Consider the following 12,405-nt stretch of genomic DNA (forward strand, 5'->3'; position numbering starts at 1 on the left):
ACCCCCCCCCCGGGGTTTTTTTTTTTGTTCCGGGGGGGGGTGGGGGGGGCTCTACCCCCACCCCCCCCCCACCCCCCCGCCCAACTCCCGCCAAAGTCCCGCCGTAGTACCGCCCGATTCGGCGGTTCAGTCTTGCCGGGACGCGCCGTCGTTCTTCGTCAGGGCATGCCTGGGGCACCATTGGCGGGTCTCGACCCAGCCCTGCCGGTTGCCGGTCGGTATGGCGAATCGAACCCAACCGATCCAGGCTCCGGTGGTCGACCGCGCCCACGCGTGGAGCAGTCCGGGCACGGTGGCGGTGGTATCGAGGCCGGCTGCCCGGGTGCGCAGTGACACCGCGTTGCGGCGAAACGATGCGTCGGGGGCGAGCACGATGCCCAGGTCCACCAGGACCGGTATGGGCGGGTCGACGACACGCCGTAGGGGCGCGGAGAACTCATCGGACCATGATTCGAACATGCATTCGATTACGCTCGGGGCATGATCCAGGTAGGAGACGTGGTGAGGATTGGTGAGGCCGGCGGTTCCGCCTTCGTGGTGAATGAGGTCGACGAAACCGAGGGCCGCGCTGTGATCGAGGCCGTCGACGAGGCGCCCGGACGCTATCCGTTCTCGATGCCGTTGTCGGCGCTGGTTCCAGACAGCCCTGGCTGACGGCCCTATTGCCTACTTCGGATCGGAGTTGTCCGGTGCTTGGGGTTCAGCGGGTCGGTTGTGCTCGCGTGCCCATGTGGCCCACGCTTCATCGTGGTTATCGCCAGTGTCCCGGTGCGGATGGCCGGATGGTTCGTACTCGGGGATCGGTCGCAGAGTTGTCATGCAGAATTTGACGTCAGCAGCACCGGGTTGGTTCCGGCCGAACCTGACGGAACTAGAACATAGAGAACCCGCCACCGGAACGGTAGCGGGTTTCGAGACTGGTTCGGGCAAGTCAGGCAGAGATCATCGGCCGGTCTCCGCAGTCGCGAACTGGAGCTGAGTGGCGCTGTCGAGGTAGCGCCACTCGATCCGGGTGATCTCGGTGGCCGGCCCGCAACCGCGATGACTGGCGCAAAAGAAATCGACGAAATCGCTGGTCGTCATCTGCGGGAATCCCTCGGCGGTCACATCGTCGACGGTGATCGCGTCGAGGGGTTCGCGGCGGGTCGAGACGACCTCGACGTCGACGATGCGGACGAGTGGTTCGCCACGGCGGCGGCCCATGACCTTGCGGCACAGGGTGAGCCGGTCACCGGCGCGCAGCATGGTCCAGCCGACACGGCGGGTCACGGTCTTGCTGCGGTCACGGACCTGGTTCTCGGTCAGCGATACGGACATCAGGCGTGGCATGGGTTTACTCCTCGATGTAGGTGCGGGCGGCGGTCAAAGTGCGGGTGACGGTCGATGACGACAGCTCGACGTGTTCAGCGATCCGGGCGTGTGGCCAGTTCTGTTCGTGGCGCAGCCGCAGGATTTCGGCAACCTTGCCCGGGTCACGGCGGCCGGCTGGATCGGCCTCGCACAGGGCTTCGGCGACCGACTTCCACCGATCGGTGCGCACCAGTGCTGCCGGATTGCTGTCGGCGTCGAGTTCCAATGCGCTCGAATTTGGCGCCTCCGCAGCGGCGGTGCGCTGGCCGGTGTCGAGTTCCGGATGGACGGGCCCGGCGGTGAGGTGGGTGTCGGTGGTGCGGGTTTCGGTCCACTCCTCGCGCACCGCGACAGTGCGCGCCGGTGCACTGCGGTGCACAGGCTCGGGTTCGGTGCGCACCACCGGTTTGTCATCGCTGCGGGCGAGGACCAGGAGCGCGATGGTGGCTTGGCCGATGGCGCCGTCGATGATGATCGGCATCAGGAACGCCAGGTGTTCACTCATCCCGACCTGGACGCCCAACTCCTTGAGCGCGTCGAAGGAGAGCCGGAACGCGACGACCGCGATACCGGCGGTAAGTGCGACAACGGACCAGTAGGCGAACTTCGCGCCGTTCTTGGCCTTCACCAGCAGCCCCACCCCGTGGGTGGCAGCCAGGAGCGCGATGGGTGGGAAGGAGGCGAAGAATGCGGCGATTTCCTGTTTGCCTTCGGGGGCGTTGATCCAGGCGTGGATGATGTTGCCGGCGATCGACATGGCTGCGACGAGGAGGAGTTCGGCCCAGAAGAACCGGACCGCGGATGTCTCCTCTTTCGTGCGCGGGTGGGCCTGTGCACTGGCCGGTGCGGACGGTGCATAGTCGTGCGCACCGTGGTGCACGGCGTCGCGGCTGTGCAGTGAGTGTGGATTGTCGGTGCGGTGCAGGGTCCGCGCCGGTGCATGGGGATGGTGGCCGGGCAGTAGCTGGGTGGTGTCACTCATGGCTCCGGGCTCCTTTCCTTGGCCTGGTTTCGGTCGGGGTGGTCAGCGGTGAGCAAGATCTGCAGCGGGGACGCACCGAAGGGGCGGTGCGTCCCCGCGACGCATCCGGCTACTTCGCCCACGCCCCCGCGGGGGTGTAGGTGGCGGTGAACAGCCGGGCTTTCGGGAACGCCGGGTCGGGACCGGTGAAGGTGACCGACAGGGTTCCGCCGATTTCGAAGTCGGCGTCGGCGTCGGCCAGGGCGATGCCGATGGCCTGTTCCATGCGCCAGGACACGTAGAGGTTCTTGGCCCCGGATTCGGTGTCGAGGGTGATCACCAGCTGGGTGACCGGCCGGCCGTCCTGGTCGAGTTCGACCTCACCGGCGGCGCCGCCGAATTTGAGTTTCGGCTGGTCCTCGGCGGCGGCGATCCGGCCGGTGACGGTGGTTCCGGGCGGGGTGTTTTTGCCGAACGCGCTGGCCGGTCGGGCAGCGTTGCGGAATCGGGTGCTGAGGCTGTTGGTCATGACGTGGTGGTCCTTCCTGGTTGTGGTCGATATCCGGGTGGTCAGGCGAGCGATTTACGGACGGCCGTGACCCAGTTCGCGGCGTGGGCAAGGTCTTCGGCCGCGACTCGGTAGGCGTAGGCGGCGCTGTCGAGGCTGCGCATCGCGCCGGTGCGTGCCTCGTGTTTGGTGGTCTCGGCGAGGTCGGCGACAAGGCTGTCGAGAACCACAACGGCCTGGGTGGTGGAGCTGGCGAGATTGACGAGTAGGTCATCGCCGAACGCCGGGTCGTTGAGCAGGATGCGGCCGTCGACCGCACCGAGGAGGTAGCGCCACAGCTGCGCGATTGCGGAGACGGCTTCGAGCGCCTGCTCAGGGCTGCGGGGGCCGTCAGCGGGCCAATGGCGCTGGATCAGTTCGGTGCTGGGGCGGGTGTTGTCTGTACTGGTCATCGGTGGGTTCCTTCCGTGGTTGTGTAGTCAGCGGGTACGGGTGGGTCGTTTGATGCGCTCCCAGCCGTCGGGGCGCATGGCGGCCCGTTCGCGGGCGGTCATCCGCGATGCGGGTGGGGGTTGCTCGCGCTGGGTGTGAGGACGGTCCAGGTAGGGGACGGGTTCGAGGTCGTCGATGCCGTGGCCAGCGTCGAAGTGGTCGGACAGGTCTTTGCCGTCGCGGGCCTGGACCACCCGCACCTCCCCCACCAGCCCCGACAGGCTGTCGGCGACCTTGGCGGCGTGCCGGTAGCCGGGCCGGTCCCGGTCCGCGACCACGAACACCCGCGCCGCACCGTCGAGCCAGCGGGCATGCTCGGGTTTCCACGACCCGGCGCCCATCGCGTTGCAGGTCGCGACCAACCCGGCACGCTCGGCGCGGGCCACGTCCTTCTCGCCCTCGCAGACATAGATCTCACGTCCGCGTTTGATCCCATCGAGCAGTTCGGGCAGCCGGTATGGGATGGGCGCGAAGCCGGTGTTGACCCATTCGTGGCCGGTCCAGCGGCGTTGGGTGAACTCCTTGGCCCTCCCGTGTTCGTGCGGGGTTTCCCGCCGCAACACCGCACCCTCGGTCCGGCCGTCGGGCAGCTTGTACAGGTAGGCGTCGATGTTCTCCTTCGGCCCCGTGGCCACCCCGAGATCCGGTTTGGGGCCGATGATCTCGAACCGCGCCGCCCGAATCGCTTTCTCCACCGCGGGCAGCTCCACCGGCCGCACCGGCCGCTGCGCCGCGGTCGGTACCTGCCGGTGACGCTGGTTGGGGTCGCGTTCGGGCAGGTTGTCCCACAAATCCCGGACCCGCAACCCGATCCGTTCCATCACCTCGCGGTCATCGCAGCCGTTGGCGGCGAAGCAGCGAACGATGGTTTTGTGCTGGCCGGGGTCGTAGCGGACCCCAAGCGATGGGTTGTGATGCCCGCCGTCGCCCTCGTGCACCGGGCACAGGAACCTCGTCCACGCCTCCGGTGACCGATACCCCTTCCCCGGCCCGACGCGGCGTTCCAGGGCCTCGACGATCACCTGGTAGGAGGCGCCGGCGGGACGTTGGTTCTCCTGCGGGCGCGTGGGCGGAGTGTATGGGCGTTCGATCCCGGGAGCGGTGTACTCGCACACCTGGATCCCGGCCTCCCGCGCCAACCGCATCGTGTGGACTGTGCCCGCAGATTCGGCCTGGTTGAACGCCAAACAGATATCGGCGCCGGCTGCCACCATCTGTTGGTTACGCAGTGGACCGGCCTTCTTGCCGTGGCGGTCCCAATCTGCACGGTGGGTTTCGACTTTCCCGCCCCAGGACTGCCAGATCCCAGCGGCGATCCGGTCGGCACCGCGGGAATCACCATGGATCAGGACTGCTCGACTGCCTTTGTAAGCGGCCAAGGCTTCCCGGATGGTGTTACTGTCGTTCCACGACCGCGACCCGGTGACCAGAATTCGGAACTCGGGCAACATCACCGGCTCCGCTCGATGCCGTTGCGGGCCGGGCGGTGTCCGTTCGTTGCTGGTGAGGCCGGGGTGTGCTCGCGCGGCATGGCCTGGGTGTTCTCCCCACCACGCGTACGCTGTTCGGCCCTGTACTGCTCCCGACCGCCGTCCTGTGCCCACCACGTGGCGAACTGATCCCATACGGCGGGCCCGTCGGAGAGGTCTCTATCGGTCTTTGCGTGAGCAGCGATATTGCGGAGTGCCGATTCGGAGGCAGCAGATTGCTCGTCGTAGAACGCGGTCCGCATGGCCTCGTAGTCCTGTTGCTGGGCTTGCTGTTCGGGACTGAGTGCGTTATCCGGGCGTCGCGCAGTGATGCTCGCCCGGGTGCGCTGTTCGGCCTCGTACTGTTGCTGGCCGCCTTCTTTGATCCACCAGTCCTCGAACCGGCGCCCCATCGTTTCCGGGGACTCGTTGCTGGCAGAGAGTTCGCGGACCTTCGCAGTGACGACGGCAGATGTCCGGTCGTCAGCGGCGGCCTGCATCGCCTCGAAGGCCCGGTCCTGGGCTTCCTGCCACCAGCTCGGCACCTGCTTCTGTTCGGCGTCTGCCCCGGTGCTCGCCCCCCGGTTACCCCGTCCGGCGCTTTGCGTTGCCTGCCGCTCGGTGCTGCCGTACCGCTCACGCGGCTGGGTGCGCTGGGCAAGTTTCTGCACGGCCTGGTCGCGCTCGCCGCGGTACTTGTCGCGTTCGACCGAGAGTCCGCGGTTGAGGTTCTGCAACCGTTCGATGCGGGCCTCGGCGCTGTCGAGCGCGATCCGCAGGTTGTCGCGGTCGGCGGTGATCGCGTCCACACTGCGTTGCAACACCGAGATCTTGCGGTCCCGCTTTTCCTGCTCGTCGGCCAGTTTCCTGATTCGGGCCTCGATCTCGGCCAACTGCGCCGAGCTTGGTACGCCCTGGGCACGCCCCGTCTCGGCGGCAACCGTGCCGCGGTCGATCGCGGTGTGCCGGATCTCCTCATGCTGAGGCTCGTCCCGCCGCGCGCCCCTCTGCTCGATGCCCTGCGGCTGGATGTGGCGCTGCTGGCCGGATTCTGGCTGCTCAGTGGTCACGCTGAGTTCGCGCTTAGCGGTAGCGCGTTCCAACTGACGCCGCTGGATCCATTCCGTTTCGCGCGCCAGCCGAGCCCGGTACCGCAGCGCGTCCAGACCGCGGACCTTCGGGGCACGGGCCAGCATCTCCGGGGTGCGGGCCGGCTTGTAAGGCCACACTCGCGCCGATTCCAGGCAGTCCAGTGCGATCCCGCGCTCCACCTCGGTCAGCCGGGTATTGCCTGTGATCCGCTCGCGCAGATCGTCGATGTGCCGGATCGCGGCCGCATCGTCGCGGCGGCGCTGCTCGATGGTGGTGTTCGGGTCGGTCCACCGCTCATACCGGGCTTGGGCGGCGATCTGGTAGCGGTGGATCATCTGCGCGGTCCACGCCTTGTGGTGCACCCGCTCGGCCTGCTCGGTGCGGCGCTGCCGGCGCATCTCCAGGTTGATCTCGCGGCGTACCTTGCGCTTCTCCAGCCATCCGTTGGCCTGGGCGTGCATGCGCATCAGCCGCGCCATGCTGTGCCCGAAACGGCGGGCCTCGTCCATGATTTCGTCCTCCACAGGGCGATCGGACATAGTGTTTCCTCCTTCACTAGTTGTGGTGCCGCCCCGACGACGGCACCGAGTTGTGGCCTGGTCAGGCCGGGTTGGTGCGGGTGTTTTCGTGGCGGGTGCGCGCGGAGTCGGCGCGGCCGACTACCGAGCGGGCGCCGTGGGCGGTGGCACTGGTGGTGCGGGCAATGGCGGAGACAATTGCGGCGGCGACCTCGCGCAGTGGGGGCCGGTAGGCTGCGTTCCACCACAGGTAGGCCGTCCACCCCGCTCCATAAGCGGCAACGGGGACCGCTACGACCCCGGGTTGACCGGCGGCGATGGTGGCGGTGAGGGTGACCACAACCGCGGAGCCGGGCAGCGTCACCCGCACCCACCGCGGCACCCGCCCGCCCGTGGCGGCCGGGACCTCGGGGGCGGGCCGGTGGATCGGTGCGAGGTTGTCGTCCTCCACCGGCACGGCGGGTTCCGGTTTTGTGGTCTTCACCAGCCGGACAAGTGGTTTCACCGGTGTCGGCGGGCGCTGGTCCACGTCGGCGTCATCGGTGGTTTGGCCAGCGGCTGCCGCGGCGGTCAGGTACTCCTCCAGCTCGTCGGACAGCATGTCCATGAGTTCGTCGAGGTCACCGCGACGTTCGGGTTCGCGGTCATCGTCGTGGTCGAAGTTGCTCTTACGCATGGCAAATCGAGTCCTTTCGGGTCAGGCGGGCGACGGCGCCGCAGCAGTTGCGGGCGCGGTGTCGGGGTGGGCGGTGGTGCCGGGAAGGGGTTTGAGGGCGTCGATATCGACAGGGACGATGCGCCCGTACCAGGCGTGGCCGGCCTTGCCGTAGACGACGTCGCCGGTGGCCATCTGCCGGATGCGGTCCGGATCGACCAGCCACTTCTCCCCATAGGAGGTTTGGCCCTCGTCGCCGTGGCGCTGGCCCTTGATCAGATGCCGACTCGGCAGCATCCGGCGGATCGATCCGAGGTGTTTGCACAGGTCCCCGGCGTTCTCCGAATAGCCCAGCAGCAGCCCGCCGGCGCAGGAGGACAGCAACCGCGACAACGTCCATGGATCGACGGCCAGCCCTTCTTTGGACTGGGCGGAGAACGTGATCGACACGCCCTGGGAGCGTCCGCGTTCGGCGATCTCCACCAGCCCGATCGAGCCCTGCTCCGTCGCGACCGCACTGGCCTCGTCCAAAAGGAGATAGACGGCGCGGCGGTCTTCGGCTTTGGTGCGCCCGGCGCGCTGCATCACCATCCGCAGAATGGCGGCGACCTGGGCGCGGGCGGCGTCCTTGTCCATCCCGGGCACCGTCACAAACAACACATCCAGCTCGTTCAGATCCCGGCCGCCGTCGAACACCCCGTTGCCGTCCTGGTCCTTGAGCTGCGCGAACAGGTTCGACATCTTGATCAGGGCGTCGTCGAGCTGCGGAACCTTCTCCGCCTGCAGCGCCTTGACCTGCCGCACCACATCCGGCGCAGCGTGCCACGCATCGATCAGGGTCTGCTCGTTGAGCCGGGCCAAGAATTCGTCGCTGGAGCGCGGCGGCCCGGCCGGGGCGTCGACGACCAGCGAGACGATGCGTTTGCGCATTTCGTCGAAGTGCTGGCCCTCGCTGGTCGAGGCTTGGCCGGACCCCATCAGGTCCGACAGCACACCGCGCAGGTCGCGCGCGGGCATATCCCAGATGTTGAGGCGGTCCCCACCGGGCAGGACCATCGCGATCCGGTCCGGGTCGATGCCGCGTTTCAGCGAGATCCGGCGGATCTTCTCGCCGAACTTGCGGTCGTCTTCACCGCCCTTGCACGCGATCAGCACCATCAACGGCCGCGGGTGCTTGCCCTTCATCCCGGGCACATCCCGCCAGCGATGCCACGCCGTCCACGACGCTTCTTGGACGGCGACGAAATGCCGTTCCAGCCCGGTGGTTTTGCCGGAGCCGGTGGTGCCCACCCATGCGACGTGGCGGCCGACCTCGGTCATCGGGACGGTCAGCCACTGCATATGCCGGGCTGCCAGTGACCGCCACACCCCCAGCGGGGCTGCGCTCACATGCTCGGACAGCACACCCAACACCACGTTGGCCCCCGCGGTGTACGGGGCACCGTGCGCGGCGGTGCGGGCGGCGGCGCGGTCGCGACGTTTCTGCATTGCGGCGGCGATCCGCTCGGTACGAGCCAGGCTCTTCTGCCCGACGCTGGCGTTCTTGTGCAGGAACTCCGCCCAGAAATAGGTGGCGGCCAGCATCCCCGCGGGCAGGGCGATCAGCAGCATCGGCGTGATACCGGTGAAATCCGCGGCCGCGACCTCGCCGGCGCCGGACCACAACAGGACCCACGGGGTAGACCAGGATCCGCCCGCGGCCACCGACGACAGCGGCAAGAGCAGGGCGGCGGTGGCGAAGTTCCGCAACCGGTGCGGCTCCACCGGACGCTGAGCCGCCACTGCCACGGTCATGATCAGCACCGCAATCACTACCGCTGCCACCACAGCGGACCGGCCGGCGGCATCGGTGATCACCGACAGGTCCGGCAAGTCGATATCGCCGAGCTGTTCGATCGGCGGGGTGATCGGGCTGGTTTCCGGGATCGGGTCCCCCACCGGGGTGGGTGCGGGCGCGGGGGACGCTTCGGGGGCGGGTCCGCCGTAGGGGGCGCAATCGTCAGGGGTGACGATCGGCGTGCAGTCGAAATTGCTCATGACGCTTCCTTGGTGACGTGCAGCCCTTTGCGGGCTCGTGTGGCTTTCTGGTTGGCGAGCCATTCGCCCCAGCGGTCGTCGAAATCCAGGACCGAAAGTTCGAAATCGAGCGCGGACAACTCCGCCGGCAACCGCTCGGCGGCGGCGTTCACGCCGTCCATCACCGACGCGGACCGGCACAGATACAGCAGCCCGACACACGGCTCCGGCTCGGCGTGTGAGTCACGCAAGGCCCGGACCGCGCCTGCCAGGGCGGTGTCCATCGCGGTGACGGTTTTGCGGGTCAGCTCGACTTCCAGCGCCCACCACTCGAACTCACCGCGCCGGCGCCGACGCGCGAACCGGGCATCGTGGACGTGCGAGCGGCCGGCGGCGGGGGTGAGTCCTGAGGACAGCACCACCGGGCCCCGGCCTTCGGCGGCCTGCTGTTCGGCGCGGCGGCGCAGCACCCGTTCCGAGACCCACCGGTCCGGGTCCGGGCCGACGAGCATGATGCGGGCCTGTGCCACTGCCCGGTAGTGGTTGGCGTACATCAGCGGCGGGGTCCACTCCCGCGGCTTCCACCCCAGGTACTGGGCGGCGGTGTCCCGGGTCGGGTACACCCATTTCGCGCCCGGCTGCACCTGCTTGAGCGGGTGAATCAGCTTCGCCTGCGCCAACTCCGCCACCAGCACATAGGTGTGGTTCAAGCTCATCCCGAGGAACTGCGCCAGCACATCGATCTGCATGCCGCTCATATCCGAGGTCCCGGCGAGCGCCGCCGTTTTCCGGGCCGTCATCTGCACCGAGGTCTTCGACCGCAACAAGTCCCGGACCGTGGTGCGCGGCAAACCGACAATCCGGCCGATCTCGCTCTGACTGTGGCCACTGGCCCGCAGTGCGCCGATCTCACCCAGAACGGCCTCGACCTTGCGCGCGGTGATCCCCAGCCGATCGGCGATCTCGCGGTAGGACTTCCCCGCCGCCCGCATATCGGCGGCGATCTCCGCACGCTGCGACAATTCGCGCCCGGCAGCGGGCATCTCCTGGTTGTGGTTCATCGTGTTCGCTCCCTTCCCCCGCGCTCGACCTCCGGCCGGCCTCGCTCAGCGCGGCGGGAAGCCAGACTCTGGCGGGCTCGGTCGATGACTTCGCGCATCTCACTGGTGTCGATCCCCCGGCGCTCCGCAGCGTTCGACGACCGGATCCAGCGCGCGATCTGCAACGCCTCCAACTGCGCCGCAGTCGGTTCACGCTTCGGCTTGGCCTTCTCGGCGTCGTAGAGATACGCCGTGAGCGGGTCCCTGCCCCGCCGGCCACGCAGCACCTGCGCTTCCCACTCCCCGCCAGGGCGTTTGCCCTCCGCCCGCAACTGCCGGAACGTCCGCAGATGCTGCGGGCCCAAACCCCATGGGTAAGTCGGCACGCCACCATGACGGCGGCCTTGCGGATCGAGATACTTACTCACCGCGACCGCTCCCGCCGGGGCGCACGCTCGCGCAGATGTTCTTCGCGGCGCCGCTGCTGCGCTTCGGTGAACTCGCGACCGAACTGCACGTCGGTCTTGCGATCCATTGCCGCGTAGCGGTCCTCCCAGACCGAATCGATGACACCGCGGTAGTGCTCGTACTTGGCCTCCTCGGCCGAGCAATCCCGGTACCCCTTCCGGCTCTGGACCGCCGTCGCCGCGTGGAACATGTCGAACAACACGTCGTCCACCAGGTCGAGCCGATCGACCTCACGATCAGCAGCGGCCACCGCGCGGAACCATTCATCGCTGTACTTCTCGGCATTCATCGAGGCACCTCCGCGACCTGCTCACGTGGCACACACGAACCCGCGGGTTCCGCCGGCACGCCAGCGTTCGCGGTCCGGCAGATATCGGGAGACGGCACATAGGACTGCTGATCGATCCACGCCGCGGTACACCCGCCCATCCCGATCAGGATCAGCACCGCCCACGCGATCAACTGCCCACCAACCGGCAGCGCCCGGATCGGCGTGAACACCGCTCCCGTCCCGGTGAATTCCGGGCCGGCCATGCTCTGGAACGCGTGATGACCGCGCACCCGGTCGTAATGCGTGACAACCTGCCCCTGCGGCTCCCGGCCGCTGAACTGCCCGTTCACCGCCGCACCCCCGACCGAGGACGCACCCGCCACAACGCGATCGCGCCCAGCAGCATGACCGTGAACCCGACAACCTCCGGCGTCGTCAACACCAGAAAGCCGACCGAAACCGCTGCGATCGCGATACCGAATGTGCGGGTGCGCATCAGAAGTCACCGCCTTTCCGGCTCTTCTCCCGGCGGCGCCGGCGAGACTTGGCAGACTTGAGCGCCAACCGGGTGTAGTGCGCCTTGCGAGCCTGATCTGCCCGGTACGCGCGCTCTTCCGGACTCAACAGCCCATCGGGGTCGACGACCTGGTCGAACTTGCTCGCCATCGCAGCCCGGGCCTTTGCCGTACGTGCTGCACGATCGGGTGTCTTTGACCACGATTCGTGGGCGGCGATGCGGGCCTGCAATACCCGTTCCGCTGGTGTGCTCATGCGATATCACCGGCCAGATCGGCTCCGACAGGCTGGACGAGCGCGAGAAGCTCCGCGTGATTCACCCTGAGCAAGTGGCCATTGATCCGAAACCCCCGAAGGTGGCCTGCCGAGATCCAGTTGCGAATTGTCTTCGCATCAACGTCGACGAGTGCAGCGGCGGTTTTCAGGCTGATGAGCCGACGAGCGTCGCTCCCGCTGGCGTTCTCAAAGTTCTCGGGTGACATGGGCATTCACTCCCCTTGAAGTAGGAAATCCGTTGCAATTCCCTACTTTTCGGGAAATCGTCAGCCAGCTTCACCACATAGATGGACGAGTAGGGACGTCTTCGATACACTTAAGAAGTCCCTACTCGTCCCTTGGAGTGGCAATGCCGAACGACCGCCTCCGTGACGCCCTTCACCGCCACGGCCTGGATATCCCGCACGTTGCAGAGGCGGTGGGTGTCGAGGAGAAGACCGTCGAGCGATGGATCACGAAAGGGCGGACGCCCTACCCCCGACACCGGCATACGCTCGCGTCATTGGTCCGGGAAACCGAGAACTACCTGTGGCCCGACGCCGTCGCACCGGAACGGCGCAGCGAAATCAGCGAGTCGGAGGTTCTCAAGGTCTACCCACACCGGAACTCGATCCCTAACGACCTTTGGACCAGGCTCCTGTCGTCTACTGCAGAACGCCTGGATATCCTCGTTCTGGCTGGCTTGTTCATGGCGGAAGACCCGCTTTTTGCACGGACCATCCGGCAACGGACCAAGGATGGAATGCAGGTGCGGATGCTGTTCGGCGATCCCC

At 67.4% G+C, this 12,405-nt stretch carries 18 protein-coding genes; 2 read left to right on the forward strand and 16 right to left on the reverse strand.

Annotated elements, in window-relative coordinates; all coding sequences use genetic code 11:
• Positions 1–126 precede the first annotated feature (126 nt).
• The gene (locus QH196_RS00470; protein WP_280413757.1) at positions 127–459 is read right to left on the reverse strand and encodes a hypothetical protein; all 333 of its coding nucleotides are present in this window, start codon (positions 457–459) and stop codon (positions 127–129) included.
• Positions 460–480: 21 nt separating this feature from the next.
• Here QH196_RS00470 and QH196_RS00475 point away from each other — a divergent pair, with 21 nt between their 5' ends.
• Positions 481–654, forward strand: coding sequence for a hypothetical protein (locus QH196_RS00475; RefSeq protein ID WP_280413758.1), 174 nt, complete (start codon positions 481–483; stop codon positions 652–654).
• Between the two features lie 288 nt (positions 655–942).
• Here QH196_RS00475 and QH196_RS00480 read toward each other — a convergent pair whose 3' ends face one another.
• The 15 genes from QH196_RS00480 to QH196_RS00550 form a co-directional block, all read right to left on the reverse strand.
• Entirely contained in the window at positions 943–1,329 is a 387-nt protein-coding gene (locus QH196_RS00480; RefSeq protein WP_280413759.1) for a hypothetical protein, read from the reverse strand.
• A gap of 4 nt (positions 1,330–1,333) precedes the next feature.
• On the reverse strand, positions 1,334–2,332 hold the full coding sequence (locus tag QH196_RS00485; protein ID WP_280413760.1) for a DUF2637 domain-containing protein: 999 nt from the start codon (positions 2,330–2,332) through the stop codon (positions 1,334–1,336).
• A 109-nt stretch (positions 2,333–2,441) separates the two neighbouring features.
• A complete protein-coding gene (locus QH196_RS00490; RefSeq protein ID WP_280413761.1) occupies positions 2,442–2,840 on the reverse strand; it encodes a hypothetical protein in 399 nt (132 codons plus the stop codon).
• A gap of 41 nt (positions 2,841–2,881) precedes the next feature.
• On the reverse strand, positions 2,882–3,271 hold the full coding sequence (locus QH196_RS00495; protein ID WP_280413762.1) for a hypothetical protein: 390 nt from the start codon (positions 3,269–3,271) through the stop codon (positions 2,882–2,884).
• Between the two features lie 27 nt (positions 3,272–3,298).
• Complete coding sequence (locus QH196_RS00500; protein ID WP_280413763.1) at positions 3,299–4,762, reverse strand: SLOG family protein; 1,464 nt, start codon at positions 4,760–4,762, stop codon at positions 3,299–3,301.
• Positions 4,762–6,411 carry a hypothetical protein gene (locus tag QH196_RS00505; protein ID WP_280413764.1) on the reverse strand — a complete coding sequence of 550 codons (1,650 nt, stop codon included), beginning with the start codon at positions 6,409–6,411 and terminating at the stop codon, positions 4,762–4,764. The genes QH196_RS00500 and QH196_RS00505 overlap by 1 nt, the downstream gene beginning before the upstream one ends.
• A 61-nt stretch (positions 6,412–6,472) precedes the next feature.
• The gene (locus QH196_RS00510; protein WP_280413765.1) at positions 6,473–7,066 is read right to left on the reverse strand and encodes a hypothetical protein; all 594 of its coding nucleotides are present in this window, start codon (positions 7,064–7,066) and stop codon (positions 6,473–6,475) included.
• A gap of 21 nt (positions 7,067–7,087) precedes the next feature.
• Positions 7,088–9,082, reverse strand: coding sequence for a hypothetical protein (locus QH196_RS00515; RefSeq protein WP_280413766.1), 1,995 nt, complete (start codon positions 9,080–9,082; stop codon positions 7,088–7,090).
• Positions 9,079–10,122 carry a hypothetical protein gene (locus QH196_RS00520; RefSeq protein WP_280413767.1) on the reverse strand — a complete coding sequence of 348 codons (1,044 nt, stop codon included), beginning with the start codon at positions 10,120–10,122 and terminating at the stop codon, positions 9,079–9,081. The genes QH196_RS00515 and QH196_RS00520 overlap by 4 nt, the downstream gene beginning before the upstream one ends.
• A complete protein-coding gene (locus QH196_RS00525; protein WP_280413768.1) occupies positions 10,119–10,529 on the reverse strand; it encodes an RRQRL motif-containing zinc-binding protein in 411 nt (136 codons plus the stop codon). Before QH196_RS00525 ends, QH196_RS00520 begins: the two co-directional genes overlap by 4 nt.
• Positions 10,526–10,858: a hypothetical protein gene (locus QH196_RS00530; protein WP_280413769.1), complete on the reverse strand. Its 333-nt coding sequence runs from the start codon at positions 10,856–10,858 to the stop codon at positions 10,526–10,528. The genes QH196_RS00525 and QH196_RS00530 overlap by 4 nt, the downstream gene beginning before the upstream one ends.
• Positions 10,855–11,190, reverse strand: a complete 336-nt coding sequence (locus QH196_RS00535; protein WP_280413770.1) for a hypothetical protein — start codon at positions 11,188–11,190, stop codon at positions 10,855–10,857. The genes QH196_RS00530 and QH196_RS00535 overlap by 4 nt, the downstream gene beginning before the upstream one ends.
• The gene (locus QH196_RS00540) at positions 11,187–11,336 is read right to left on the reverse strand and encodes a hypothetical protein (protein WP_280413771.1); all 150 of its coding nucleotides are present in this window, start codon (positions 11,334–11,336) and stop codon (positions 11,187–11,189) included. Before QH196_RS00540 ends, QH196_RS00535 begins: the two co-directional genes overlap by 4 nt.
• The gene (locus QH196_RS00545; RefSeq protein ID WP_280413772.1) at positions 11,336–11,611 is read right to left on the reverse strand and encodes a hypothetical protein; all 276 of its coding nucleotides are present in this window, start codon (positions 11,609–11,611) and stop codon (positions 11,336–11,338) included. Before QH196_RS00545 ends, QH196_RS00540 begins: the two co-directional genes overlap by 1 nt.
• Positions 11,608–11,838, reverse strand: coding sequence for a helix-turn-helix domain-containing protein (locus QH196_RS00550; protein ID WP_280413773.1), 231 nt, complete (start codon positions 11,836–11,838; stop codon positions 11,608–11,610). The genes QH196_RS00545 and QH196_RS00550 overlap by 4 nt, the downstream gene beginning before the upstream one ends.
• A gap of 143 nt (positions 11,839–11,981) precedes the next feature.
• Between QH196_RS00550 and QH196_RS00555 the strand changes: the two genes are divergently transcribed.
• A partial coding sequence (locus QH196_RS00555) for a hypothetical protein (RefSeq protein WP_432279402.1) occupies positions 11,982–12,405 on the forward strand: 424 nt, incomplete at its 3' end.

The sequence above is a fragment of the Nocardia carnea genome (genome assembly GCF_029868325.1).
GTDB classification, from domain to species: domain Bacteria; phylum Actinomycetota; class Actinomycetes; order Mycobacteriales; family Mycobacteriaceae; genus Nocardia; species Nocardia carnea_C.